The sequence below is a fragment of the Marinibaculum pumilum genome (genome assembly GCF_042646425.1).
Classification (GTDB): Bacteria; Pseudomonadota; Alphaproteobacteria; order Ferrovibrionales; family Ferrovibrionaceae; genus Marinibaculum; species Marinibaculum pumilum.
On record NZ_JBHRTR010000036.1, the window covers coordinates 177,524 to 203,847 of the forward strand.

The following is a 26,324-nucleotide window of genomic DNA, read 5'->3' on the forward strand; positions in this document are numbered from 1 at the left end:
TCATGCCCTTCCGCCCGCCACTGCCGGGCCGGGACCACGATAGCCGAAGGCCCGCGGCCCGGAAACCGCGCCGGACTGCGTTCTTCCGGCGCATTGGGCGGCCTGCGGATTGGCGCTACCCTGGCCGCCACCGCAGCAGACAGCGACAACCGCCATGCACAATTCCGACCCGTTCCTGGTCGACCTGATGAGCAGGGTGCAGAACGTCCTCCCCCCCGACCTGCGGGAGGAGATCGCCGCCATGCTGGCCGCCAACCGGGCGCGGCAGACGGCGGCGCTGGCGCCCGCCGGACCGGGCCCCTTCCCCGCCGCGACATTGCGCCAGGACGGCTTCCTGCGGCTGGGCCGGCTGCTGGACGCGGCGGCGGCGACCCGCCTGCGCGAGCACCTGCTGGCGGGCAAGGTCTATGCCGCCCATGTGCCGGTCTACAGCGACGGGGTCGCGCGCAGCGTCGACGAGACCCGGCATCACAGCGATTACGGCTCCTACAAGCTGCAGGACATCCTGGCGGCACCCGGCGTACTGGAGCTTGCGCTGCGCGACGACGTGGTGACGCTGGCCAGCGCCTATCTGGGTGCCCTGCCCTACATCTATTCGGTGCATGCCTGGTGGACCTATCCGGGCGGCCCGGAGCCGGCGCGGACACACCGGATCCATCGCGACCAGGACGATTTCCGCTTCCTGTCGCTGTTCGTCTACCTGACCGACGTGAACGGCGCGGAAGACGGCCCCACGGTCTATTATGCCGGCAGCCACCGGAAGGACCTGCTGGCGGCCGCCACGGTCAACCACCCGGACCCTGTGATCCGGGCCGAGGCGGACCGGATCGGCCGCATCGAGCTGTTCTTCCCGCCGCGCGGCGCCAACGCCACCCGCTATACCGAACCGCTGCGCAAGCTGCTGGCGCCGCATGAAGCGGTGCTGACCGGGCCGGCGGGCACCGGCTTCATCGCCGACACCTTCGGCCTGCATCGCGGCAGCCCGCCGGCGAAATGCGACCGCCTGGCGCTATGGATCCGCTTCGGGCTGTACCGGAACTGGGCCTATATCAACGACAAGACGGCGCCGGCGGTGCTGCCGGCGACGGTGCTCGACCGGCTGACCCCGGCGCAGCGGATGATGCTGGAACTGGTCGCCGTCCCGGAGGGCTGAAAGCCGCCCGCGTCTATTCCTGCCGCGCCCAGTCGATCAGCGGGTTCCGCCGGGCGGCGCCGTCCTGCAGCGGCGCCGGGCCGCCGATGACGCCGGGCCGCGGCCGGGGCAGCGGCACCGGCGGTGTCGCCGGGGCGGTGATGCCGACCTCGCCGCGCGGGCCGCCGCCATCCGGCCCGAGGATCTGCGCGGCGGTTTCGCCGGTGCCGGGCAGGCCTTCGCGCAGGAGCTGCTCCGCGGTCGGCGGGTCCCGCGCCAGCAGGATGGTGCGTTCCGGCCGCTCCCGCGCCACCACATCCTCGACATCCAGCTGGCCGGTGGCGGCCAGCAGCTCCACCGCCGCCAGAACCACCTCCGCCTCGGCGGACACGGCATCGCTCTGGGCGTTGATCAGCGCCGTCTCGCCCGACAGCACGTCGATCAGCGAGCGCTGGCCCAGCGCGCGCTCCTGCACCGCCACGTCCAAAAAGGCGCGGGCGATCTCCGCCTGGTCGAACAGCAGCCGCGAACGCAGCTCCGCCGTGTCCAGCCGCTGCCAGGAATTCCGCACCGCCTCCTCGATGGTGCGGCGCAGGTCGGCAAGGGCGCGGCTGGAGGAAACGATATCCGCCTGGGCGGCGCGCAGGTCGTTCAGGGCGGTCAGGCCCAGGTTGAGGCCGAAATTCATCTCCAGCCGCACCGACTGCTCGCCGCGATAGCCGGCGGTGCCGTTCACGTCCTCCTCCATCTTGCTTTCCCCCTTCAGTTCCAGGGTGGGGAACAGTTCGTCGGCGCGCACCCGGCGGCGGTCCTGCTGCGCCACGGCGACCTGCAGCACCGCCTCCCGCACCTGGGGATTGCCTTCGAAGGCGAGGTCGATCGCGTCCTGCAGAAGCGGCGGCAGGCTGGCCGCCTGGATGCCAAGCCCGGTCAGCGCCTCGGTCTCTGCCGGTGCCTCGCCGTACACGGCGCGGTAGCGGTTGCGCGCCTCCTGCAGGGCGCCGATGGCAGCGACCCGGCGGGCCTCCGCCCCGGCCAGCTGGGTCTTGGCCTGCAGCAGGTCGGTGGTGTAGCCGGCGCCGACCTGGATCCGCACCTCTTCCAGCCCGGTCTGGCGGCGGATGTTCTCCACCGACTGGGTGGCGAAGGCCAGCACGTCAGCGGCACGCACCAGCGCGACATGGGCGCTGAGCGCCTCCGCCAGGACCGACTGGCGGGTACGCTGCAGCGCGGCCTCGGACTGGCCAAGCTGCAGCCGCGCCTTCTCGATATCGGCATTGCTGGCGCCGAAATCCCACAGCAGCTGGCTGATGGTCAGGCTCACCCCCCGGGGATTGAGGGTGGTCGCCGGGCTGGTCGGTTCATCGACCCGGGCCCGGCCGAGCTTCCCGGTGACGTCCAGGGTCGGATACCAGCCCCCCAGGGCGCTGCGGGCAAGCTGCTGTGCCGCCTCCAGGTCCGCCCGCGCGCCCAGTACCCGGTCATGGCTGTCGACCGCTTCCGTGACCTGCTGGCGCAGGGCGAGGGTCGCCGCGCCGTCGGCAGGCTGCGCGAGGGCGGAGGCGCCGCCGGCCGCGGCCAGCAGCGCCGCCGACAACAGCAGGGCATGGCAGAGCGGTGCCGCTGCGCGGAACGGCCGCGATGTTCGCTCCCGTGACGGTGTCATGCGCGCTGGGCTACCCCGGTGGGCGGAGCGGTCGCCGGGTCGGCGGCCGCGATGACCTTCTGCAAACGAATCCAAGGTCCACAACCTAACAAAATTTTCCGTCCTTGCGGCAGCCGAACGGGGTCCGGATGCGCCTGCCGCAACTGGCCCATCGAAACCGTCGACGGGGACTTGACGTAACATTCGATCATTCGCATATTCCGATTTATGAATGTGCAGGACATGAACTTGGTGGCCGGCGAAGTCAGCGAGCTGATGCGCGCCCTGGCCAATCCCCATCGGCTGATGCTGCTTTGCCAGCTTGTGGAGGGCGAGAAGTCGGTCGGCGAGCTGGCCGAAGCCCTCGACCTGCGGCAACCCACGGTCAGCCAGCATCTGGCGCTGATGCGCCGCGACGACCTGGTCCGGTCCCGGCGGGAGGGTCAGGTGATCCGCTACCGCCTCGGCCGTCCGGAAGTCGGGCGGATGATGGGCTTCCTGTACCAGACCTTCTGCGGCCCCGGTGCCGCGGCCGGGCCGCAGGCGGACGAAGCGGCATCCGACAGCAAGAGCGAGTGACAGAAATGACTTCTTCGAACCCCGTCCAGACCGACAGTCAGCGCCCAGGGAGCCAGCGCCCAGAGAGCCAGCGCCCCTCCGGCCAGATCGATCCCCGCACCCTGAAAGGCTGGCTCGACAGCGGCCGCGCCGTGCTGATCGACATCCGGGAAGCCGACGAATATGCCCGCGAGCATATCCCCGGCGCCCGCCATGTCCCGCTGTCTGGCTTCAACGCCAGCGATTTCGACGGCGAGCATGACCGGATCGGCGTCTTCCACTGCGCCAGCGGCAACCGCACCGCCGGCGCCGCCGCGCAGCTGATGCAGACCGCCTTCGGCGAGGTCTACCTGCTGCAGGGCGGCCTGCAGGCCTGGCGCAATGCGGGCCTGCCGGTGAACGTCAACCGGAAGGCGCCGCTGCCGCTGATGCGGCAGGTGCAGATCGCCGCCGGCAGCCTGGTGGTGGCCGGCGTGGCCCTGGGCTTCCTGGTATCGCCCTGGCTCTACCTGCTGGCCGCCTTCGTCGGCGCCGGCCTCGCCTTTGCAGGGATCAGCGGCTTCTGCGGCATGGCCCGCATGCTGGCCGTCATGCCCTGGAACCGGGCGCCGGTCGCGCCCATCCCGTCCCCCGCCACGCACGCAACCCGGGAGGCCGTGTCATGAATGCCACCGCAACCGAGATCGGCGTCAAGCCGGACGTCACCGCCTTCTTCGACGAGGCGACCTTCACCGTCAGCTATATCGTCGCCGACCCGCAGACCCGCGACTGCGCCATCGTGGACGCGGTCCTGGACTACGACCCGGCGTCGGGCCGCACCAGCACCGCATCCGCCGACAGGATCGTCGCCGCGGTGACCGAGCGGAAGCTGAAGGTCGACTGGATCCTGGAGACCCATGTCCATGCCGACCATCTGTCCGCGGCGCAGTACCTGCGCGGAAAGCTGGGCGGGAAGATCGCCATCGGCAACCAGGTCCCGATCGTCCAGCACACCTTCCGCAAGGTCTTCAACCTGCATGACAGTGTGGCCACCGACGGTCGTCAGTTCGACCGCCTGTTCGCCGACGGCGAGCGGTTCGCGATCGGACGGCTGCAGGCGGAGGTGATGCATACGCCGGGCCATACGCCGGCCTGCTCGACCTACCGGATCGGCGATGCGCTGTTCGTGGGCGATACCCTGTTCATGCCCGACTACGGCACCGCGCGCTGCGATTTTCCCGGCGGCGATGCCCGCACCCTGTACAAATCGGTGCAGCGGATCCTGGCGCTGCCGCCGGAGACGCGGATGTTCCTCTGCCACGACTACAAGGCGCCGGACCGGGCCGACTATGCCTGGGAGACCAGTGTCGGCGCGCAGAAGGCGAAGAACGTCCATGTCCATGACGGTATCGACGAGGAGAGCTTCGTGCGCATGCGCACCGAGCGCGACGCCACCCTCGACATGCCGCGCATGATCCTGCCGTCTGTGCAGGTGAACATGCGCGCCGGCGAGATGCCGCCGCCGGAAGACAATGGCGTCTCCTACCTGAAGATGCCCATCAACATGTTCTGACCGACCCGGAAGGGTCCCCCGGCAGGTGCGGGCGCCGCGGTGCGCGCCCGCACCGCCGCCGCAATTACGTCACCCGAAAGGACTGACCATGACCGGGACTTCCGGCACTGGTCCGGACGGCTCCGCCCGGTCGCTGCCCCCGCTCGCCCGCTTCCTGCCCTTCATGGACTGGGCGCGGCACTACGACCGCGGCACCTTCGGCGCCGATTTCCTGGCGGCCGTCATCGTCACCATCATGCTGATCCCGCAAAGCCTGGCCTATGCCATGCTGGCGGGCCTGCCGCCCGCCACCGGCCTCTATGCCAGCATGCTGCCGCTGGTGGCCTATGCGGTCTTCGGCTCCAGCCGCACCCTGGCCGTGGGCCCGGTCGCCGTCCTTTCCCTGATGACCGCCGCCACCCTGTCACGGCTGGACCTGCCGACCGACGAGGCGCGGCTGGGGGCCGCGGCGCTGCTGGCGGCTTTGTCCGGCGGCCTGCTGGTCGCCCTCGGCCTGCTGCGGCTGGGCGCCATCGCCAACCTGTTGAGCCATCCCGTGATCTCCGGCTTCATCACCGCCTCCGGCATCCTGATCGCCGCCGGCCAGCTGAAGCACCTGCTGGGCATCCCGCTGGAGGGCCACAACCTGCCGGAACTGGCCCAGTCGGCCTGGGCGCACTGGCAGTCGATCGACGCAGCAACCGCCATCGTCGGCGCCGCCGTGCTGGCCATGTTATGGGGCGCGCGCCGCTGGCTGGCCGGCGGACTGGCCGCGCTGGGCCTGTCGCGCAGCCTGGCCGGAACCGTCTCCCGCGCCGCGCCGGTGCTGGCCGTCGCCGCCACCATCCTGGCGGTGCATTTCCTGCCCGCCAGCCTGGACAGCGTGCGCATCGTCGGCAGCATCCCGCAGGGCCTGCCGCCGCTGGCCTGGCCGACGATGGATGCCGAGCTGGTGCTGGAACTGCTACCGGATGCGGCGCTGATCGCGCTGGTCGGCTTCGTTGAATCCGTCTCCGTCGCGCAGACCCTGGCCGCCAAGCGGCGGCAGAGCATCCGTCCCGACCAGGAACTGTTCGGCCTGGGCGCCGCCAATGTCGCGGCCGCGGTGACCGGCGGCTATCCGGTCACCGGCGGCTTCGCGCGCTCCACGGTCAATTTCGATGCCGGCGCGGCGACCCCGCTGGCCGGCGCGATGACCGCGATCGGCATCGCTGCCACCGCCCTGCTGCTGACCCCGGCCTTCCACGACCTGCCGCGGGCGACCCTGGCGGCGACCATCGTGGTGGCGGTGTCGAGCCTGATCGACTTCAAGGCCCTGGCCCGGACCTGGCGCTATTCGCTGACTGACTTCGCGGCGATGGCGGCGACCATCCTGATGGTGCTGGCGGTCGGCGTGGAGGCGGGCATCGCCACCGGCGTCGCCCTGTCCGTGGCGCTGCATCTGGGACGCACTCTGCGGCCGCATATCGCCATCGTGGGCCAGGTGCCGGGCACCGAGCATTTCCGCAATGTGAAGCGGCACGAGGTCGTGGTCAGCCCGAAGGTGCTGTCGTTCCGGGTCGACGAGAGCCTCTACTTCGCCAATGCCCGCTTCCTGGAGGACTGGCTGGCCGCACGGATCGCCGAGCGGCCCGAGGTCCGGGACGTGGTGCTGATCTGCAGCGCGGTGAACATGATCGACGCCAGCGCCCTGGAGAGCCTGGAGACGGTGAGCGAGCGGCTCGGCGCCGCCGGCGTGCGGCTGCACCTGTCGGAGGTGAAGGGGCCGGTGATGGACCGCCTGCGGCGCAGCCATTTCCTCGACCATCTGAGCGGCCAGGTATTCCTCAGCCAGCACCAGGCGATGTGCGCCCTGGCGCCGGAGACGGTGCGCCAGGCGATTGGCAGCGCCGCCTGCAGCGAGGCGGAGGCGGAGGCCCTCGCGATGCCGCGCCGCGCGGGCAGCTCCGGCCAGGACTGAGGGACCGCCGGGTCCCACGTCACGAACGCGCCGGGGACCGGCTCAGTCTTCGCCGACCCAGTCCTGCCAGGCCGGCCAGGCGGCCACCAGCGCCGCCAGGGCCGCGTAGCCGCCGCTGTTCGGATGGGCACCGTCGCCGGCAGCGGCTTCCGCCCGCCAAGACCGGCAGTCGGACAGCGGCCCGATCACCGGCAGATAGGCAATGGACAACGACCCGCAGAGTTCCGCCAGCTGCACCGACAGCGCGGCGATGCGCGCATCGGCCTCCTCCGTGCCGACGGGCGGCGGCCCTACCATCAGGGTGGGTGCGGTCGCGACCGCAGCCCCGAGGATCGCCCGCGCATGGCCCAGGCTTGCCGAGGCCGGCAGGCGCCGCTTCCCCTCCCCGTCATCCGCGCAGTCGTTGGCACCGAAGGAAAAGACAAGCCGCCCCTCCACCCCAACCGGCAGCCTGCACCGTGCCTCCGCCGCCCAGCGGGCAGCAATATCTGCGCTGCTATCCCGCCGGATGCCGAGATTGTAGAGGGTCAGGTCGCGGCCGGACGCTCGCGCCTGCGCACAGAGCCGGCCGACCCAGCCGAGGCAGGCGTCGTCGCCGGTCCCGTTCACGAAACTGTCACCGAAGAAGCAGATCCGCATGGACCCTCCCCGTCCTTGCCGCCCGCCGGGGCCTGCTCGGCCGTCGCGACGCCGTCGACGTGCAGCAGCGGCAGCAGCAGACGGAGCGGCGAGAGCCGGTGCATAGCGTTCGCGGCCCGCGGGACCGGCATGCTCTCGCAAGACGGCCCCGTCGACCGCCCTACCCTTCCATGTCACGCGGACCGACAGGCCTGCATGAACCGCTCCACCTCGCCGCGCAGCATCTCGGCCTGCCGCCCCAGGTCTTCCGCCGCCGTCCGGACCTCATGCGCGGCAGTGTCGGTTTCCGCCGCCGAAGCGCTCACCAGGGCGGTGTTCCGCGCGACCTCGCTGGTGCCGGACGACGCCTCCTGGACGTTCTTGGAGATCTCGATCGTCGCCGAGGTCTGCTGTTCGACAGCGCTCGAGACGGCGGTGGACAGGCGGCTCACCTCTTCGATGGAGCCGGCGATCGCGCCGATCGCGGCGACGGCGTCGTCGGTTGCGGCGCGGATGCCGGCGACCTGCTGCTGGATCCGGTCGGTCGCCTGGCCGGTCTGGCTGGCCAGGGACTTCACCTCCGAGGCGACCACGGCGAAGCCCTTGCCCGCCTCGCCCGCGCGTGCCGCCTCGATCGTCGCGTTGAGCGCCAGCAGGTTGGTCTGTTCGGAGATTTCGCGGATCAGGGTAATGACGCTGCCGATCTCCTCCGCCGCCTGGCTGAGGGTCTGCACCAGTGCATTGGCGGCCTGGGCGCGTTGGCTTGCCGTCTCCGTCGTGCGGCTCGCCTCGGCCACCTGGCGCTCGATCTCGCCGATGGAGGCGGAGAGTTCCTCCGCCGCCGCCGCCACCGTCTGGACGCTGACGGAAGCCTCTTCGGTTGCCGCCGCGACCGTGGTGGTCTGGGATTTGGTATTCTCCGCCAGGCCGGTCAGGTTGCCGGCCGTGGTCCGCATTTGTCCGATCGCGGCCGTGAAGGAGTCCACAACCCCGGCCACGTTGCTTTCGAAGCGTTCGGTGATGTCGTGGAACTGCTCCACCTTTTCCCGCATTGCGCCGATCGCGGCATTGATGCGGTTGGCGCTGTGCAGGTAGTGGCCGCGCAGGCCCTCCGGGCGGATGGTGCGGAAATACTTGCCGTGGACCAGGTATTCCATCGCCGCCCCGCTCTCGCGCACGAAGGCGTCGTTGACGTCGATGACCCGGTTCAGCCCGTTCAGCAGGCGGCCGGTCTGCCCGCCCTCGTCTATGCGGACCAGCCGCTGCTCGAAATCGCCGCGCGCCACCGCCTCGCAGACATCGGCGCCGCGGCGGATCCAGCGCGCGGTGCGCTGCAGGAAGACCAGCGATGCCGCCGATGCGATCGCGGCGGCGAGGGCCGCCGCCAGGGCGATCCAGGGCAGGCCGGTCAGGGCGAGGATTGCGGCGGCCAGGGCGGCGAGGATCGCGACCGCGCCCGCGGCGCGCGCCCTAGAGAGAGAACACGAAGGCATCATAGGAAATCCCCTCCCCCGCCAGAAGGCCGAGCAGCATCTTCTCGCCCTCGGCGATCCCCTCCTTGCGGTTGGCCGGCTTGTCCTCGGTCGCCTTCAGGTCGGCGTACAGGCGCTCGATGCGTTCCACGGCGGACCGTTCCGGCACCCTGCGATTGGAGTGGTAGCCGACGATCCGGCCGCTTTCGTCGAGGCTGGCGGTAACATGGGCCAGCACCCAGTAGTGGTCGCCCGATTTCGTCATGTTCTTCACATAGGCGAAGATCTCGTGGCCGGCCTGGATCGCGTCCCACAGCAGCTTGAAGACGCAGCGCGGCATGTCCGGATGACGGATGATGCTGTGCGGTTCGCCCAGCAGTTCGGCTTCCGTATAGCCCGCTATCCGCAGAAAGACGTCATTGCAATAGGTGATCCGGCCTTTCGTATCGGTCTTGGAGACGATGATCTCGTCGCGATCGAAAAAGACCTCGCGCCCGGTCGGCTGGACAATCTTCCTGGCCATCGGCCATCTCCCGCACCTTGCCTGCCCGGCCCCCGGCCATTCCGGCACCCGCGGGCTCCCGTACCGGGAGCCCGCGCGAAATTATCGACCGAGAGTTGAATAAAACCTTAACAAAGATTGATCCGCCGGCCCGTCACGCGGACGTTGCGGCCGGCCCCTGGAGCAGCTGCCCGGCCTCCACCGCTGCGGCACGCAGCCGTTCCAGGCCCGCCGCCATCACCGGATCGGTCAGCCGGAACGCCGGGCCGAACAGGGACAGGCCTGCGACCATGCGTCCCTGCCGGGTCCGCACCGGGACGGCGACGGCGCGGATTCCCTCCTCCCGCTCGCCGTCATTGACGGCATGGCCCTGCCGGCGCACCAGGTCGAGTTCCGCCAGCAGGCGGTCGCGGTCGACGATGGTATGTGGGGCAAGCCGGGCGAGCGGCATCACCTCCAGGTAGCGCCGCAGGGCGGGCTCGCCCAGCTCCGACAGCCAGAGCTTGCCATGGGCGGTGCAATAGGCGTCGAGCTGGGTGCCGACCCGGATGTCCACCGACAGGGAGCGGCCGGAGACGACCCGTGCGATGCAGACCACCATGTCCGCTTCGAAGGCCGTCGCCATGCTGGCCTCCCGCATATCGGCGGTGATCCCCTCGAGCACCGGCAGCAAAGCGCGGCCCAACTCGGCATGGTGGATCACCCGGTCGGCCAGGTCGACCAGGGCGAAGCCCAGCCGGTAGACCCCCTTGGAGACGGCGACCAGCGCGCCGACCTGTTCCAGGGTGCGCAGGAAGCGGTGGGCGGTGACCGCGTTCAGCCCCAGCTCGCGGCTGACCAGCGCGGCGTTGATTTCCGTCCGGCTTTCCGAGAACAGGTCCAGGATCGCGAACGCCTTGACGACGGAATTGTTGACCTGGGTGGCCATGGCCGAGGCGCGGCTAGGACAGCAGCCGGGGCAGGAACAGGGTGATCGCCGGGAAGGCGACCAGCAGCGCCACCCGGATCAGTTCCGCGCCGAAGAACGGCAGCACGCCGCGGAAGGTGGCCGACATCGGCACGTCGCGGGCCAGCGCGTTGATGACGAAGACGTTCATGCCCACCGGCGGGGTGATCAGCCCCAGTTCCACCACGATCAGCGCCAGGATGCCGAACCAGACCTTGGTCTCCTCCGGCCCCAGGCCGAAATCCAGCTCCGCGATCACCGGCCAGAAGAACGGGATCGCCAGCAGGATCATCGACAGGCTGTCCATCAGGCAGCCCAGCAGGATCAGGGCCACCAGCAGGATCACCAGGATCGCGTAGGGCGACAGGCCGCTCTGTACCATCATCTCCGCCGCCGCCTGGGGCACGCCGCCGCGCGACATGAAGATCTTCAAGAGCTCCGCGCCCAGCAGGATCAGATAGATCATGCCGCTGGTCTTCGCCGTCTCCAGCAGGGCGTAGCGCATGTCGGCCAGCTTCACCACACCGCGGGCGATGCCGTAGACGGTGACCAGGAAGACGCCGACGGCCGCCGCCGGGGTGGGGTTGAAGAAGCCGAAATAGATGCCGCCGATCACCAGGCCGAAGATCACCACCACCGGGAGTACGTTGATCGTGGCGTCCCACAGCTCCTGCCGGCGCACCGCGTCGCCCGGCGGTCCGGCATTCGGCACGACCCGCACATAGATGGCGATTGTCAGCAGGAACAGGACCACCGCGATCAGACCGGGCACGAAGGCGGCGATGAACATCGTGACGATGTTCGCCTCCACGATGATGGCGTAGATCACCAGCACCACAGACGGCGGGATCAGGATCCCCAGCACGCCGCCGGCGGCCAGGGTGCCGGTCGCCAGCGAGGGCCCGTAGCGGTAGCGCCGCAGCTCCGGCAGCGCCACCTGGCCCATGGTGGAGGCGGTCGCCAGCGAGGAGCCGCAGACCGCGCCGAAGCCGGCACAGGCGGCGATCGCCGACATCGCCACGCCGCCGCGCATCCAGCCCAGCCAGGCATTGGCGGCCCGGAACAGGTCGCGCGACAGGCCCGCCCGGGTGGCGACATAGCCCATCAGCACGAACATCGGCACGACGCTGAGGTCGTAGATCGAGAACTGGCCATAGGCCAGGGTCTTCAGCTGCGACAGCAGGATCGCCGGCCCCGACAGCACGGCGATTCCGACCCCGCCCACCAGGACCATCGAATAGGCGATCGGCATGCGGATCGCGATCAGGGCGATCAGCGCCGCCAGCCCCGCCAGGCCGATCAGCAGATTGTCTTCCATCAGCGCCGCCCCGGCACGGCCGCCGCCCCCACCGTCATTCGCCGCCGCCCTGCATGGTGCGATGCGGCCGGCCCATGCAGGCATCGACCAGGGTCACCGCAGCGCTGAGCACCAGCAGGGCGAGCGAGACCAGGATTGGCACGAAGGCAATCCAGATCGGGAACTGGTAGACCATGGTCAGTTCCTCGTACTCCCGGTAGTCCTGCATCCCCAGCGCCATGCGCCAGAACAGCAGCGCCGCGAAGCCCAGGGCGACCAGGGAGGCGAGCACCGCGAAGGCGGCGATCCAGCGCGGCCCGGCGCCCTGGGTAAAGATGTCGGCGGAAACGTTCGCCCCGGTCAGCTGGCAGTAGGGCAGGAAGGCGAAGACGGCGACGGCGACGCAGACTTCGACGATCTCGAAATCGCCGGTGACCGGCTGGTCGAACAGGATGTTGCCGGTCATCGACCAGGCGGTGACCAGCACCACCGCCAGCAGCAGCCCGCCGCCGGCCAGGGCCCAGAGCTCCACGACCCGGGCGATGCCGGCCGCGATGCGGCGATAGGGGGATGTGGTGCCTGCTGTTGCCATGACAGTTCCAGGGAATGCGCGGCCGTGCCGATCCCCTGCAGGAGCGGTCGGACGGCCGGATCCGTCCCAGCCTATCACCGGTCGTCATCCCGGCCTTGAGCCGGGATTCATTCCGCAAGCCCCGAAGCGCGTCGCGGCCTGCGGAATGGGTTCTCGGGTCAAGCCCGAGAACGACGTTTCAGGTGTTTGCCTGTCTCTCGCGACAATTGCCTCCGGGGCGGGCAGCCGCGCCCGCCCCGGACGGCCGGCCGTCAGTTCGACTTCGCCATCCCGGAATGCTTCGCGATGGCGGCGCGGGCCTTGTCGACCATGGCCTGGCCGTCGATCCCCTTTTCGGCGACCTCGGCGATCCAGCGCTGCACCACCGGCTCCAGCTTCGCCTTGAAGGCCGCCGTCTGGCCCTCGTCGAGGACGATGTAGGTGTTGCCGGCCTTCTGCGCGAGCTCGATGCCGTGATCGTCGGCCTTGCGCCAGATCTCGCCCACTTCCCGCAGCCAGGCCTCGTCGGACGCGTCCAGGAAGACCTGCTGGATGTCCGGCGGCAGGCTGTCCCACCTGTCCTGGTTCATCGAGACCTGGAAGGTGGTGGTGCCGAAGCGGGTCTTGTCCTTGCCCTCGATCTGGAAGTCGGTCAGGTCCTGCAGCTTCAGCGGCGGAATGATCTCCCACGGGATCAGGGCGCCGTCGACCACCTTCTTCGACAGGGCCTGCGGCAGTTCCGGCACCGGCATGCCGACCGGGTTGGCGCCCAGCGCCTCGATCACCCAGGCGCCGGTGCGGGTCGGGATCCGCATCTTCTTGCCCTCAAGCTCGGCGGGCTTGGTCACCGGCTCGTCGACCATGTGGATCGCCTGCCCGGCATGGACATGCAGGAACAGCGGCTTCACGCCTTTGAAGTCCTGCGCCAGGTCCGCCTCGTACATCTCCCGCATCGCCAGGTTGGTGGCGGCCGGGTCGTTGGTATGGATGAAGGGCAGTTCGAACACCTCCGCCCGCGGGAACAGGCCAGAGGTATAGCCGTTCACGGTCCAGACCATGTCGACCACGCCGTCGCGCACCTGGCGGATCAGCTCCGGCGGCTTGCCGCCCAGCGACATGGCGGGGAAGATCTCGATCTCCACCCGGCCGTTCGACGCCGCCTCGATCCGCTGTGCCCAGGGCTCCAGCATCTGGGTATGGGCCGGCGCCTTGGGGCCGAGGAAATGGTGCAGCTTCAGCTTGTACTCGGCTTCGGCACTGGCCGGGCTATGGGCGGCCGCGAGCAGCAGGCCGGCGCCGATCGCCGCCAGGCCCAGGTTCTTGAGGCCCACGCTCTTGAGGCCGATGCCCCGGCCGCGAGCGTGGCCGCGCTCTCCGATGCGGTTGCGCATCCCTTCCTCCCCGTCGTTTCGACAATGTGTCGTTTCGACACCGTTTCTGTCTGTCCCCGTGGCCGGAGGATCCCGGCACGGTGCGGAAAGGTTGACCTTGCGCAGGGCCATTGTCAATCTACTGTTGAGAACTGAATTTCAAATATAGCAATGATTGCGACCGCCGGGGGAAGGGCCATGGACAGGAGGATCGATGCGTCCGAGGGCGCCACCATGACAGCGGGCGGCGCCCTGCTGGCACGGCTGAAAGCGCTGGGGGTGGACGTGATCTTCGCCAATTCCGGCACCGACTTCCCGCCGATCATCGAGGGCCTGGCGGAGGCTGCCGCCGCCGACGTGCCGCTGCCGCAGGCGCTGGTGATGCCGCACGAACATGCCGCGATGGGTATGGCGCATGGCTACTACCTGGCGACCGGGCGGCCGCAGGCGGTGATGGGCCATACCAATGTCGGCCTGGCCAATTGCGCGATCGGCGCGCTGAACGCGGCGGTGGACCAGGTGCCGGTGCTACTGTTCTCCGGCCGCACGCCGGTGACGGAGCAGGGCCGGCTGGGCGCCCGCACGGTGCCGATCGGCTGGGGACAGGAGATGCGCGACCAGACCGCCCTGGTGCGCGAGGCGGTGAAGTGGGACTACGAACTGCGCTTCCCGGAACAGGTGGCGGAGGTGCTGGACCGGGCGCTGGCCGTCGCGATGACGCAGCCGCGCGGGCCGGTCTATCTCAGCCTGCCGCGGGAGGTGCTGTGCGAGCCCTGCCCCACCGCGGGGCTGGACGCGCCGCCCGCCATCGCGGTGCCGCGGGAGGCGGCGCATCCCGACGACCTGGCAGCAGCGGCAGAGATCCTGGCGGCCGCGAAACGGCCGCTGATCGTGGCGCAGCGCGGTGCCGGCGGCGCGGCGGGCTTCGCCGCGCTGTCGGCGCTCGCCGCCGACTGGGCGATCCCGGTGGTGCAGTACTGGGCGCTGAAGCTGGCGGTCCCCACCACGCACGAGATGGCGGCCGGCGTCGATCCCGGCCCCTGGATGGCGGAGGCCGATGCGATCCTTGTGGTCGACGCGCTGGCGCCCTGGTGGCCGGACCAGCACCGTCCCCGGCCGGACTGCCGGATCGTCCATCTCGGTCCGGACCCGATCTTCGCCCGCACCCCGGTGCGCAACTTCCGCACCGACCTGGCGCTGCGCGGCGAGAGCGGGGAGACCATCGCCGCCCTGGCCGCCGCGATGGCGAAACGGAAGAAGGCCGCGGCGAAGCGGATCGCCGCACGCCGGCGGGATGTCGCCGATCGCTGCGCCGCCGCCCGCGCCGCCGCCGACCGGGCGGCGGCGGCCGCGAACGGCGCCGCCGGCGGCAGGCCGATGGGAAAGCTCTGGGTCAGCCGCTGCCTGTCGGAGGCGCTGGCGGGCAAGCCCGCCACCGTGCTGTCGGAACTCGGCGCGCCGCTGCCCGGCATGAAACTGGAAGCGCATGATTCCTGGTACCAGGAGCCGCATGCCGGCGGGCTGGGCTGGTCCTTCCCCTGCGCCATGGGCATGGCGCTCGCCGACCGCGACGGCAGGACCGACCGCCCCGGCCGCATCGTCGCCGCCACCATGGGCGACGGCTCCTATATCTTCGCCAACCCGGTCGCCTGCCACCAGATCGCCGAGGCGCTCGACCTCTCCCTCCTGGTGGTGATCCTGAACAATGCCGAATGGGGCGCGGTGCGCCGCTCGGTGCTGGACATCTATCCCGACGGTCATGCCGCGAAGGCGAACCGCATGCCGCTGACCGCGCTCGCCCCCACCCCCGACTTCACCCAGGTCGCCCGCGCCAGCCGTGGCTGGGCGGAGCGGGTCGACAATGGCGACGCGCTGCCCGGGGTGCTTGCCGCGGCCATCGCCCATGTCGAGGCGCGCAAGGGCCTGGCGCTGGTGGAGGTGATCGTCGGCGGTTGACCTCGAGGGCGCGACTGCAGGCGAAGCGGTTACGGAAAGGTAACTCCTCCGCCTGCAGAGTGTCGGACCGCACCGGCTGCAGGACGGCCGGCACCCGCCACGAAACGACAAGGAGGTCCGACATGCCTCTCTCGCAGGACCATTACCGCGCCATCGAGGCCGGCATGCTCGAAGTCCTCAAGAAGAACAGCGTCCCGCCCTCCACAGTGCCGGACAATACCAAGCAGCTGTGGCACGTCTTCGGCATCGCCGCGCGGCAGAAGCATTTCTCGATCGGGGAGATGAACAGCCGCTACGAGAATGCCGACATCGAGAGCGCGATCCGGCGGATGGCGGCCGTCTGGCGCGGCGAGCGCCGCAATCCCTTCCCGAACGTCTGAGCGGGGCTTCGCGCTCCGCCCCGGCCGTCATCCCCCTGGCCGTCATCCCTCCGGCGAGAAATCCACGGTGATGATCGTGCCGCGTCCCGCCGAGGCGACATTCAACGTGGCACCGAGCGAGCCGGACAGTGCCGCGACGATGCTGCCGCCGACCCCGGCCTCGCCGCCATGGCCGCCGGTATCGAGGGCGCCGGCATCGTTCTCGGCCCGGTCGCGCTGGGTCTCGATGCTCGGAGAACCTGCGGGCCAATCGCTTCCCCCCGGCAGGCCGATGCCGTCATCCTCGACCGACAGCCGGATGCCGCCGCCGCTCACTCTGTAGAAGCGCACCTCCACATAGCCTGCGTCGCGGCCCTTGAAGGCATGCTGCAGCGCGTTGGTCAGGAACTCCGACAGCAGCAGGCCGAGACGTGCGGCATGGTCGAGTGACAAGGTGATGTCATCGCATTCCACGTTCACACGGATCGCGGGCCGCGTCTCGATGCTGGAGATAACGGATGCGATGCGGCTCAGATAGGCCCCCGCGGCGATATCCTTCGTGCCGCTGTCGCCGGCGCCGATCAGCTCGTCATAGAGCAGCGCCAGCGCCTCGATCCGGCGGCTGATCGCCTTCAGCGAATCCGGCGTGACCTCCCGCCGGGCCTGGACCCGGATCATGCTGACCACCATGGCGAGATGGTTCTTCACCCGGTGCTGCAGTTCGCGCAGCAGCGCCAGTTCCCCCTCGCCGGACGCCGGATCGCCGCCATCCTCCTTTTCGTCCGCGAGGCGCTGCACGCCGAAATACGCGGTCAGGTCGCCCTCCGCCGAATGGACCGGCGCGATCAGCAGCTGGTTGCGGAAGGGCGATCCGTCGGCCCGGTGATTGGTCAGGGTGACCTGGAACGCCCTGCCGGACCGGAGTCCCTCGCGGATGCGTTCGATATCGCCGGGGTCGGTGCCGGGCCCCTGCAGGAAGCGACAGTTCCGGCCCAACGCGAACGCGCGGCTGTACAGGGTCAGGGTCTCGAAGGCCCGGTTCACATAGGTGATCGGGTTGTCCGCCAGACGCGGGTCGGTGACGATCATCGGCAGTGGCGAATGCCTGATCGCCGATTGCATCGACGCCTCGTCCGGCGCCTGTTCCACACTCGTCATCCGCGCATTCCGCCGCACCATGCCGGGCCATGCGATGCAGACCCTTATTGCTGGAACCGTTTCTAGGCCTGCACGCAGGGATTGTCGGTACGGTATCGTACAGAGCGCTGTTTCACGCGGTGTTTCGCGGCGTGGAGCCGCCTCTCGCGGGTAGCAGCTCGTCATAGGCGGTCCGCACCAGGTCGTAGCATTCGCAGCTCACCTGGCGCAGCCCCGCCGGGTCGGAGATCCGCACCTGTCCGCGCCCGTAGGAGATCAGGCCCTGCGCCTGCAGCTCGCGCGCCGCCCCGGTGACGGTCGCCCGCCGCACACCCAGCATTTCCGCCAGGAAGTCATGGGTCAGGGCCATCGTCTCCCAGTCGTTCCGGTCGCGCATGGTCAGCAGCCACCGCGCCAGCCGCTGCCGTGCCGTATGGGCGCCGTTGCAGGCACCGGAGACCATGACCTGGTAGAACAGGGCCTGCACGGTCGAGAACAGAGCCGTCCGGAACGCCGGCAGGGCCTCCTCGACGTCGACCAGGGCCGCCACCGGCATCGCCAGGGCCCGGCCGCCGATCTGCACCTCGTTGGTGTTGAGCTGCCGCGGATGCCCCAGCACCAGCCCGATGCCGGTGCAGGCCTCCCGCCCGATATTGGCCATCTCGATGCTCGACCCGTCGCGGTAGGTGGCGATCGTCGAGATCACCGCGGTCTCCGGGAAATGGACCTCGGCCGGCGTCTCGCCGCTGCGGTCCAGGATCGTGCGGCCTTCCAGTTCCACCCGCTCGCAGGCAGCGAGGACGTCGCGGCGGGCCTCCGCCGGCAGGGCACACAGCACCCGGTTGCTGGTTTCCTGAGCCATGCCCGGGGAAACACCGCGGGGCGACGTCGGGTTCAGTCGGGGTGCGCTGCTCGCCCACCTGGACCTCCGGGCGCCTTGCCGAACGAGGCTCGGCGTTCGCGGGACGAGGCCATGCCAGCCCCGCCATGCAGCCTGCACCGCCATCGCGCGCCGCATCCTATCAGCGATCTCCGAAAACCCGTCTCCTGCCTGGCTTTCCGGAGGCTGACTTTCGGGAGGCAGTTTCAAGAGACGCTGCGGCGCGGAAGATTCCCGGCATGGGCATTAGCGTCGGATCTCCGAAAAATCCTCGCTTCTCGGAAAGCCCGGACACAACCACATCTGCCCCTATTTGCTGAGACAGCAATCACCTGGCACACATAGGGCCACGTCCGCCCCCAAGTGAGCGGGCGTTGCTGTCGGCACGCCCTATTTGATCGAGTGCCTTCCTTATCTCGAGTCGATCTAACCCCGGGGACTCAAGGAACTGAGCCGCCCGGCACGTCAGAAGGCCCGACCCGTGCATCCGCGCAGCGATGCCAAAGCGCAGCCGCACTGCAGAAAAGGGGGCTGCGCGCGGCGCTGAGGACCGTCGCCGAGGCGCACCTGGGCAAGCGGCTCGAGCTGTGCTTCCAAGACGAGGCGCGGGTCGGCAACAAGGGCCGGGTCTGTCATCGCTGGTGGCTCAGGGGGAGCGTGCCCCGGGAATGTGCGACCGCGGCAACCAGTGGGCCTACATCTACTCAGCGGTCCGGCCGGCCACCGGCGACGACTTCACGCTCGTCCCGCCTGGCGTCAACGCCGGGCTCATGGAACTCTTCCTGACCCGCTTCGCCGCGGGCCTGCCGGACGACGTCCATGCCGTCCTGGTGCTCGACATTGCCGGCTGGCGCCACGCCCGCGCCCTGCATCTGCCCGACAACCTCAGCCTCGTGGCCCTGCCGCCGAAAAGCCCTGAGTTCAACCCGGTCGAGCGCGTCTGGCTGCCTCTGCGTAAACGCTTCTTGTCGCTGCGCATCTTCCCCGACACCGAGGCCGTCATCGACGCCTGCTGCCTGGCTTGGATCGCCATGAGCACCGCCGACCCAGGCCGCCTCAAGTCCCTTTGCGACTGCCCCTGGATCGCAAAGGTCGCCTCATAGATCCGGCGATACCAATGTAGCGGGCCTCCCAGGCGCCGGAACAGGTGGGGATGCACCGGACGCTCACCGCCGATGTTTACATGATCGCAATGAATCGTCGGCAGCCTCGACCTGAAACGACTGCCGGGAGCAGCCCAACCGGAAGTGTCCCCCACGACCCGACATGGAGTGGATGTGCGCCTGTCCCACAAAGTTCTTTGCCGGCTGCCGGTCGTTGCCGGCGTTCTGCTTCTCTGCGCAGGTCAACCGTTGCGCGCGGAAAGTGCGTGCAATCTGTCCAAACCTGCAGGTCCGGTGATCCTGACGCTGACCGGCGACATCGCCTGTACCAACGCACCCGGCCGGGCCGACTTCGACAGGTCCATGCTGGAAAGTCTGGGCATGCGCAAGTTGACCACGCGCACCCACTGGCACGACAGGGCCGTAGCATTCGAGGGTCCGTTGGCCCGTGATGTACTGGCGGCCGCTGGGGCCGGGGGCAAAACGGCCAGGGCGGTGGCGTTGAACGACTATTCCGTCGAGATCCCCCTTTCCGACTTCGAAGCATACGGCGTGCTGTTCGCCTTGAAGCAGGACGGGCGCTTCATGCGGGTCCGCGACAAGGGCCCGATATGGATCACCTATCCGCGCGACCAACATCCCGAGCTCGACACAAAGACCATCCGTGACCGTTGGATCTGGCAGCTGCGCACCCTCGAGGTGCGCTGATGCCGTATCGGCGTGCCGCAATTCCAGTTCTGGCGGCGCTCGCCCTGATTCTGGCCGCCAGCGTTGGCTATTCCGCCTACCGGCTGACGATGCTGAATGTCCAGACCGCGCAGGAGGTGTCGGACTCGCGATGGCTGCTCGGCCAGATAGAGGTCGAGTTCCATCGCTTTCGTGGCGCTGCTGCACGGCATGTCCTCGGTGATCCGACGGTCAGCCATAACGACCTCCTGCAGCGCTATGAGATCCTGTGGAGCCGCTTTCCGGCATTGCTCGCTGGAGACGAGTCGGCACCGCTGCGGTCTGTCGCGATGTTCGGCAGGGAGGTCGCCACGATCTTCGCGGCTGTTCGTGCCCTCGAACCGGAGGTGATCGCGATGGCCGGGGCACAGCCGCATGATCTCCAACATCTGTCGGGGCTTCTAAATCCGATCGAACGCGACATCCGTGCGCTGGTTCTCGACCACTTGGCCAGGGATCGCTGGGCCAAGCCCTATCGCACCAGCGTGCTGGGTGATCCCGAGAATGAGCTGATCCTGGCCATTGGCATGTTCGTCGTCGCTGCCGCGTTGCTCCTGTGGCTGCTACAGCGCGAGATCCGTCGTTCGGAAGCGGAAGTGAGGCAGCGGAAGCGAACTGAGGCCAGGCTGCGCGAGGCGCTGATCGCCGAACAGGGTGCCAGCGACAGCAAAAGCCATTTCCTGGCAAATGTGAGTCACGAGCTGAGAACGCCATTGAACGCGATCATCGGATTTTCCGAGGTGCTGATAGGTGGCTTCTTCGCCCCGCTCGACAAAAGGTCGCTGGAATACGTGACCGACATCCACAGTTCAGCCAAGCATCTGCACAAGCTGGTGGACGAGATACTTGACCTCGCTCTTGTCGAAGCGGGCGCCATGATGCTTGACGAGACACTCTTGCGTGTCGATGCCGTTCTGCAGGCATGCAGCGATATGACGCGCGTTCAGGCCGTGCAGCGAAACATGCAGATCGTCATTGAATGTGAGCCCGATCTGCCGCTTCTCTATGGCGACGAAACGAAAATTCGTCAGATTGTTCTCAATCTGCTGAGCAACAGTATCAAGTATTCCCATGCCGGCGATACGATCTCGCTTACTGCGAAACTCTGCGATGCCCGCGGCTTGACCCTGGCGGTTGCGGACCAGGGGCCGGGTCTAAGCGAGAGACAGCTGGAGGACATCTTCGAACCGTTCAACCGGTCCACCTCCGACAGCTACACACGAACCTGCGATCACGGCGGTGCAGGTCTTGGGCTGACCATCGCGCGCACCCTGACCGAGTTGCATGACGGCACGATCGAGATTCATTCCCGCATCGGCGCGGGCACAACAGTCACGATCCACCTGCCGGCCGCTAGACTGGTATCTGTTGCAGGCGTCGCGATGGCGGAAGTGTCGTCGCCCGAAGGAAGCGTGGACGCAACTCCTTCAGGCAGGCCCTGGGCGGTTTCCGCAACGTGGAGCCGTTTGGCGGGCAAAACGGATGGGTGACCGGGATATGGTGGCTCAACCTCCAAGAGCCGATGCACTGCCGACCGGTCCCATCTCAGCCCTGCGCGCGGAAGTGCAGTCGGAAGCGATCAAGGCCTTCGTCTTTGCCTGGGAAACGCTCCTTGAGCGCGCAGCCGGCGAACTTCCGGCGCGCAAAGAGCTGCATCCCAGAATCATTATGCCGTTCATGTCATCATGCTGGTTGTATTCACGAGATATGGATGGAGAGTTCTTCTGCGTTCTGACAGGCGAGACCGTCCGGAATTTCTGGAGAGCACCGACCCGTGGCCGATATCTGCGGGACATCATTCCGGACGGCGGCCATGTCGCTGTGCAAGATCGCCTCTCGCTGGCCATTGACCGCCCATGCATGATCCATTGCATCAACAGGTGTGCCGGGAAGCAGCATGTGTTCGCAGAAAGGATCTACGCGCCTTTGGCGCGAGATCCGGATGGTGCTGATTATGTCTTCGGTTGCTCCAACTACCATGTCAAACGCGATCAGCAGGCCCAGGCCGTCGAACAGAAAGCCGATACGATGCAATTGTTCGACTGCTATTCCCTCAGGTTCATCGAGAAGCGAGTCTGCGCCATTCCCTAGATTGCCAGACGCTCCCGTCCCCCGGGTCAGCGGCAGCGCTCTCGCGATGAGCGGATCCGGCTTGCGCCGGGAGGAAGAGGTTCGCCACAGCCCCGCCGGCGACCCAATGCGATCAACCCAGGGTCCGTAAACATAAGGGGGAGGCCGGAAAGCGACGAACGCTTACTCCCTCTTGCGGGTTTCGGCCCGTGGCGCGCGGCCGTGCTGGACCGGCTCGCGGCAGAAGCCCAGGCGAACGGCATGGGCTACGAAGAGCGGTGAGCCGCTACACGGTCCTGCTCGGCGCCAATATGCTCTGACCTGCCCCAATGCGCGACCTGCTGAAGCGACGACATACACCGGGAATGGATGAATGACTGCTCCGCCAGGAGCCGCACCGCGATCGAGTCCAGTTGGAGCGCACAAGGTCGCTGATGGACCGGAACGTATGGGAGTGCCTGGTCACCCAACACCAGGCTCTGGTGCCTTCCCTTGCCCTACCCGATCCCAACGACCGCGACGTGCTGGCAGCCGCCATCACGGACCGGTGCGACGCCTTTTTCGCGCAGACCCTCAGGGATTTTCCGACCGATGCCATTGCACCATTCGGCATCGAGGCCATTCACCCGGACGAGCTCTTGACCAATCAGCTGAGCCTGGCGTCGGGATTGTTCTGCTCTGCCATCCAGAAGGTCCGTGCGCGGCTGAAGAATCCTCCCTGTAGCCCTGAGGAGTAACTCGACATCCTCACGCGGCAGGGCCCCTGATAACCATGGCGGCCGAACTGGGAAGCTTCTCGCTGCTGATCTGACACGAGGCGAACGACGCGTTCCGAGCAGAAGGTGATGATCCGCCCCGCATGGAAGTATCTCGAAACGAGCTTCTGAGAGTGTCCAGAATCCCGTCGGAGAAGGCGTTCCGGGAGATCCCGTTACCGATTCCCGCAGTATCGCGGTGCTATTTTACCGTCTTGAAAACGTGTAAGGTCCGGGTGGGAACAAACCCCGAATCCGGCGCTGTGCGCTGCTCGCTCGCTGTATCCCTCGTTCATTGGATCCGCTAGTTGCCGATATCGCCGCTCGGGCGCGAGCGTTCGAACCGTCGGAGTCAATCCCCTGTATTGCGCATCTCGCCCCGTTCAGGTCGACGGTTCCTCGTGAAACACCATGGCGCAGAGCAGATGAACGACTGCCCCAGCAGCATCGAAGACAGGCAAGCGTATGTTCTCGTAGCGCAGGGCGTTGAACTCGCTGCCCCAGTAGACCATCCCGGCCGTCGTGACCGGTCGGCGCTGCCTGACGACGTTTGCGTATTCCCGCTTCACCTTGTCGAGGCTGTCGCCGTAGCCGCACTCCTCGAAGGTCAGGCCTGTGCGGTGATGCCCCAGACGCCGGTCGATCTCGCTGCCTCGCAGCCTGAAGCGGAACGTCGCCCCAACCACGTCGAGGACGTAGACATGCGGCAGCACAGAAGTCAGACGCACGGGAAAGACATCGGTGCGCTGCTGCAGCTCTCCGGGCCCCGCGGCATCTCCCCAGTAGCAATACAAAGCGAGCAGGCGCGGATCGGTGGGCACCTGTGGCCAGCCGTCAGGTCGGAAGAGTGGGCGTTCCCAATGGCCCCACATGTCTGAGCCAAGGCGCTCCTTCGGCATCTGGAACCTGCGCAGCATTCTCTTGTCCACCACCACGGAATAGGGATCGAAGTGCGCAAAGGGACCAGGCCGGGATTCGTCCGTCGGCCCGGCCCCTCTCAGCATAAGACTCAGGCCGCCCTGACCGAGGACAGGAAGCTATCGACTTCGTCGCGCAGGACCGTTGCCTGGCGCGCCAGATCGCCTGCCGTCGACAATACCTGCGCTGAGGCGGCACCCGTATCGTTGGCAGCCTGGGAGAGCCCTGCGACGTTGGCACTCACCTCGGATGTCCCGGCCGCCGTCTGCTGCACGTTCTGAGCGATCTCCTGCGTGGCCGCGGCCTGCTCTTCGACCGCGCCGGCGATCGCGGCCGCGATCTCGGACACCTTCGAGATCACGCTGCCGATACCCTCGATCGCATCGACCGCCCCGCCGGTCGCCTGCTGGATGCCGGTGATCTGGGCGGCGATGTCCTCGGTGGCCTTGGCGGTCTGGTTGGCGAGGCTCTTCACCTCCGATGCCACCACGGCGAAGCCCTTGCCGGCCTCGCCCGCCCGTGCCGCCTCGATCGTGGCATTCAGCGCCAGGAGGTTGGTCTGGCTGGCGATGTCGTTGATCAACTGGACGACATCGCCGATCCGCCGCGCTGCTTCCGCAAGGCCCTGCACGGTGCCGTGCGTCTGCTGCACCTGGTCTACCGCCTCGCCGGCAACCCGGTTGGATTCCTCGACCTGGCGGCCGATCTCATGGACGGAGGCCGCGAGTTCCTCCGAGGCGCTGGCAACGGTCTGCACCCCGGCGGACGCCTCTTCCGCCGAGGCAGCCGCAGCATTCGACTGCCGGGCCGTTTCCTCGGCCGTGGCGGACATGCTCTCGGCCGTGTGCTGCATCTCGGTGGATGCCGAGCTCAAGGTACCGAGAATGCCGCTAACCTTCTCCTGGAAAGCCGCGATGCTGGCGTCGATCGCCTGCTGTCGGGTGGCCTTGCGCTCCTCTTCGAGACGCTGCTCCGCCGCCAGGCGCTCCATCTCGATCGCGTTGTCCTTGAAAACCTGGACCGCCTCGGCCATCGCTCCAATCTCGTCGCGACGCTGCTGGGCGGGCACCGCCACCTCCCGATCCCCTTCGGCAAGACGACGCATCACGGCCGTCATGGCGACGATCGGGCGAGCGATCCCGCCGCCGATCGTCCAGGCCAGAACAGCGCCCAGAACAATACCACCCAGTCCCATGAGCAGAGCCAGCAACTCCGCCTGCGCGATGGTGCCGTGCGTCTCTGCCTTGATGGCCCTTTCCTGGGCAATGGCTCCCGCCCGGATCGCTTCGGCCTCTTTGTCGATCTGGTTCCCCTCGACGGTAATGGTCCCGTCGACCAGGTTGCGGATCTCGAGGTCGAGACGGTAGCCCTCAGCGAAGGCCTTCCGATAGGCAGCCGCATCGGCCGCGACCCGATCCAGTTCCGCCGCGAGCTCTCGGTCGCCGCCGGCGCCGGCCCGGAGCTGCCGCAGCACGTCCTCCAACCTCCCGAAAGCGGTGTCGGCGCTCTCAAAGGTGCTGCTCTCCGATCGCACCAGAACCAGGTTGGCATGCAGCCGGGCCCTCAGAGCCAGTGCCAGCGCCGTGTTGGCCAGAAGCAATGCCTGGCCATCGCCCAGCGCTGCCGCCCTTTCGATCAGCCGTTCCGCAGCGGCATCGATGGCGGGTCCGGTCTTCTCCAGCTCTGACTCGGTCAACGTCTGGCGTTGCCTCTCCAGCTCCAGCAGCCGGTGAAAGTCGCCCGCCATTTTGGCGCTGACTTCGCGCAGTCGTGCAAACTCGGCCTTTTCCTCTGCGGTCGCGGCCAGCGCCTCGCCGCGGGCCACATCCTCGCCAAGCTTCTTCTCGACGGCCAGTGCCGCGTCGGCATCCTGCTCGCGGCCGCTCCGCAGATAAGCTTCCATGTTGTGCCGGAACCGCGCCACATCGGTCTCGATGTCAGCCGCATCGGCGGCGATCTCAACTGCGTGTCCGTAGTCGTCGAACTCATGGGCCGTGCGTTCCAGGCCGAGATAGGCCGACACCGCCACGACCGCCAGAATGACGAGGATGACACCGAACCCCGCAAGGATTCTGGTTCGAATGGCCATTGAGGCCGTGAGTCTTGAAATCAACATGATGCTGGGCCTTTCCGCCTCCGCCCTGCCTCCCTCTGCACCGCGAACCCCGCTGCAGAGGGAGGCGACTGGAAGAAAGGGTAGGAGGCGAACCGCCTAATAATGGTTAAAAAATGCAACACCTATACTTTCGGCGGATATTTGAACGACTGCTCGTCATCAGTGATATTTTTGAGAATGAATATCGTTATGTCCGATATGAATACTATAGGCGCTCGTTTTATAAATTCTTGCGACCCCTCGTAGGCTGTCTCGCCGCCTCGGTTCGGATTGGGTCCGGCGTCGTCGGCACCAAAACCGCTTCGTTGTATCTCCAATCAGCGGTCACCGACGACCGCCAGATACCGATCAAGATCCCACCTCCGAAAGTCGCTTCTGAGAGATCCTGCGACCCCGCCGGCAAGCCAATTCCGGGAGATCTCATAGCCGCCTCCCGGCACCTGAAGGTATTCATTTACCGAACCGGAAACGTATGAGTCTCGGGCGAGAGCGGACGCTGAATCCGGTCCGGTTGCTCTAGAGCGTTCCCAGCTCAGGTGGAAGCGGTCACCCGACCACGATGGTCATCCCGGACTTGATCCGGGATCCATTCCGCCAGCCGTGGGGCATCTGAACGGCATGCGGAATGGGTTCTCGGGTCAAGATCCTATGCAGGCGCGACGGGCGAGGCGTTACCGTATCGGTTTCCCACACCCAACAGCT

General features: G+C 67.8%; 24 protein-coding genes. 12 read left to right on the top strand and 12 right to left on the bottom strand.

The genetic code is table 11. The features are described 5' to 3' along the window. The first annotated feature begins 154 nt into the window (after positions 1-154). Complete coding sequence (locus ACFOGJ_RS23200) at positions 155-1,153, top strand: hypothetical protein (RefSeq protein WP_379905095.1); 999 nt, start codon at positions 155-157, stop codon at positions 1,151-1,153. A gap of 13 nt (positions 1,154-1,166) precedes the next feature. Here the strand turns inward: ACFOGJ_RS23200 and ACFOGJ_RS23205 are convergent, their stop codons facing one another. Then, positions 1,167-2,798: a TolC family protein gene (locus ACFOGJ_RS23205; protein WP_379905097.1), complete on the bottom strand. Its 1,632-nt coding sequence runs from the start codon at positions 2,796-2,798 to the stop codon at positions 1,167-1,169. A gap of 222 nt (positions 2,799-3,020) precedes the next feature. On the opposite strand from ACFOGJ_RS23205, the gene ACFOGJ_RS23210 reads away from it, so the two are divergent. From ACFOGJ_RS23210 to ACFOGJ_RS23225, 4 genes are all read left to right on the top strand, one after another. After that, positions 3,021-3,356, top strand: coding sequence for an ArsR/SmtB family transcription factor (locus ACFOGJ_RS23210; RefSeq protein WP_379905099.1), 336 nt, complete (start codon positions 3,021-3,023; stop codon positions 3,354-3,356). Positions 3,357-3,361: 5 nt separating this feature from the next. Continuing rightward, on the top strand, positions 3,362-4,000 hold the full coding sequence (locus ACFOGJ_RS23215) for a rhodanese-like domain-containing protein (protein ID WP_379905101.1): 639 nt from the start codon (positions 3,362-3,364) through the stop codon (positions 3,998-4,000). Then, positions 3,997-4,887 carry an MBL fold metallo-hydrolase gene (locus ACFOGJ_RS23220; protein WP_379905103.1) on the top strand — a complete coding sequence of 297 codons (891 nt, stop codon included), beginning with the start codon at positions 3,997-3,999 and terminating at the stop codon, positions 4,885-4,887. The genes ACFOGJ_RS23215 and ACFOGJ_RS23220 overlap by 4 nt, the downstream gene beginning before the upstream one ends. A gap of 88 nt (positions 4,888-4,975) precedes the next feature. Then, positions 4,976-6,826, top strand: a complete 1,851-nt coding sequence (locus ACFOGJ_RS23225) for a SulP family inorganic anion transporter (RefSeq protein WP_379905105.1) — start codon at positions 4,976-4,978, stop codon at positions 6,824-6,826. 42 nt (positions 6,827-6,868) lie between these two features. Here ACFOGJ_RS23225 and ACFOGJ_RS23230 read toward each other — a convergent pair whose 3' ends face one another. The 7 genes from ACFOGJ_RS23230 to ACFOGJ_RS23260 form a co-directional block, all read right to left on the bottom strand. Next, positions 6,869-7,465: a GDSL-type esterase/lipase family protein gene (locus ACFOGJ_RS23230; protein WP_379905107.1), complete on the bottom strand. Its 597-nt coding sequence runs from the start codon at positions 7,463-7,465 to the stop codon at positions 6,869-6,871. A gap of 173 nt (positions 7,466-7,638) precedes the next feature. Continuing rightward, positions 7,639-8,940: a methyl-accepting chemotaxis protein gene (locus ACFOGJ_RS23235; RefSeq protein WP_379905109.1), complete on the bottom strand. Its 1,302-nt coding sequence runs from the start codon at positions 8,938-8,940 to the stop codon at positions 7,639-7,641. Continuing rightward, positions 8,915-9,439, bottom strand: coding sequence for a PAS domain-containing protein (locus ACFOGJ_RS23240; RefSeq protein WP_379905111.1), 525 nt, complete (start codon positions 9,437-9,439; stop codon positions 8,915-8,917). Before ACFOGJ_RS23240 ends, ACFOGJ_RS23235 begins: the two co-directional genes overlap by 26 nt. A gap of 133 nt (positions 9,440-9,572) precedes the next feature. Continuing rightward, complete coding sequence (locus ACFOGJ_RS23245) at positions 9,573-10,346, bottom strand: IclR family transcriptional regulator (protein ID WP_379905113.1); 774 nt, start codon at positions 10,344-10,346, stop codon at positions 9,573-9,575. Positions 10,347-10,359: 13 nt separating this feature from the next. Then, entirely contained in the window at positions 10,360-11,682 is a 1,323-nt protein-coding gene (locus ACFOGJ_RS23250) for a TRAP transporter large permease (RefSeq protein WP_379905115.1), read from the bottom strand. Between the two features lie 34 nt (positions 11,683-11,716). Continuing rightward, positions 11,717-12,253, bottom strand: a complete 537-nt coding sequence (locus tag ACFOGJ_RS23255; RefSeq protein WP_379905117.1) for a TRAP transporter small permease — start codon at positions 12,251-12,253, stop codon at positions 11,717-11,719. A gap of 251 nt (positions 12,254-12,504) precedes the next feature. After that, positions 12,505-13,623 (bottom strand): TRAP transporter substrate-binding protein, encoded by a 1,119-nt coding sequence (locus tag ACFOGJ_RS23260; protein WP_379905119.1) that lies wholly within the window; start codon positions 13,621-13,623, stop codon positions 12,505-12,507. Positions 13,624-13,800: 177 nt separating this feature from the next. Between ACFOGJ_RS23260 and ACFOGJ_RS23265 the strand changes: the two genes are divergently transcribed. Further along, positions 13,801-15,558 (top strand): thiamine pyrophosphate-requiring protein, encoded by a 1,758-nt coding sequence (locus tag ACFOGJ_RS23265; protein ID WP_379905121.1) that lies wholly within the window; start codon positions 13,801-13,803, stop codon positions 15,556-15,558. Between the two features lie 122 nt (positions 15,559-15,680). Next, positions 15,681-15,938: a hypothetical protein gene (locus tag ACFOGJ_RS23270; RefSeq protein WP_379905123.1), complete on the top strand. Its 258-nt coding sequence runs from the start codon at positions 15,681-15,683 to the stop codon at positions 15,936-15,938. Between the two features lie 42 nt (positions 15,939-15,980). On the opposite strand, the gene ACFOGJ_RS23275 is transcribed toward ACFOGJ_RS23270, so the two are convergent. Together ACFOGJ_RS23275 and ACFOGJ_RS23280 are read right to left on the bottom strand one after the other, a co-directional pair. Then, complete coding sequence (locus ACFOGJ_RS23275) at positions 15,981-17,075, bottom strand: PAS domain-containing protein (RefSeq protein ID WP_379905125.1); 1,095 nt, start codon at positions 17,073-17,075, stop codon at positions 15,981-15,983. Positions 17,076-17,187: 112 nt separating this feature from the next. Beyond that, positions 17,188-17,916, bottom strand: a complete 729-nt coding sequence (locus tag ACFOGJ_RS23280) for a Crp/Fnr family transcriptional regulator (RefSeq protein ID WP_379905127.1) — start codon at positions 17,914-17,916, stop codon at positions 17,188-17,190. Positions 17,917-18,431: 515 nt separating this feature from the next. Here ACFOGJ_RS23280 and ACFOGJ_RS23285 point away from each other — a divergent pair. The 5 genes from ACFOGJ_RS23285 (at position 18,432) to ACFOGJ_RS23305 (ending at position 22,570) form a co-directional block, all read left to right on the top strand. After that, positions 18,432-19,037, top strand: coding sequence for a transposase (locus tag ACFOGJ_RS23285; protein WP_379905129.1), 606 nt, complete (start codon positions 18,432-18,434; stop codon positions 19,035-19,037). Between the two features lie 168 nt (positions 19,038-19,205). Further along, positions 19,206-19,745 carry a hypothetical protein gene (locus ACFOGJ_RS23290; protein ID WP_379905131.1) on the top strand — a complete coding sequence of 180 codons (540 nt, stop codon included), beginning with the start codon at positions 19,206-19,208 and terminating at the stop codon, positions 19,743-19,745. Beyond that, positions 19,745-21,253, top strand: coding sequence for a sensor histidine kinase (locus tag ACFOGJ_RS23295; protein WP_379905133.1), 1,509 nt, complete (start codon positions 19,745-19,747; stop codon positions 21,251-21,253). The genes ACFOGJ_RS23290 and ACFOGJ_RS23295 overlap by 1 nt, the downstream gene beginning before the upstream one ends. Beyond that, positions 21,246-21,854, top strand: coding sequence for a hypothetical protein (locus ACFOGJ_RS23300; protein WP_379905135.1), 609 nt, complete (start codon positions 21,246-21,248; stop codon positions 21,852-21,854). Before ACFOGJ_RS23295 ends, ACFOGJ_RS23300 begins: the two co-directional genes overlap by 8 nt. Positions 21,855-22,267: 413 nt before the next feature. Next, positions 22,268-22,570, top strand: a complete 303-nt coding sequence (locus ACFOGJ_RS23305) for a hypothetical protein (protein ID WP_379905137.1) — start codon at positions 22,268-22,270, stop codon at positions 22,568-22,570. 401 nt (positions 22,571-22,971) lie between these two features. Here ACFOGJ_RS23305 and ACFOGJ_RS23310 read toward each other — a convergent pair whose 3' ends face one another. Continuing rightward, entirely contained in the window at positions 22,972-23,505 is a 534-nt protein-coding gene (locus ACFOGJ_RS23310; protein ID WP_379905139.1) for a PAS domain-containing protein, read from the bottom strand. 92 nt (positions 23,506-23,597) lie between these two features. Continuing rightward, complete coding sequence (locus ACFOGJ_RS23315) at positions 23,598-25,622, bottom strand: HAMP domain-containing methyl-accepting chemotaxis protein (RefSeq protein ID WP_379905141.1); 2,025 nt, start codon at positions 25,620-25,622, stop codon at positions 23,598-23,600. Positions 25,623-26,324: the final 702 nt, after the last annotated feature.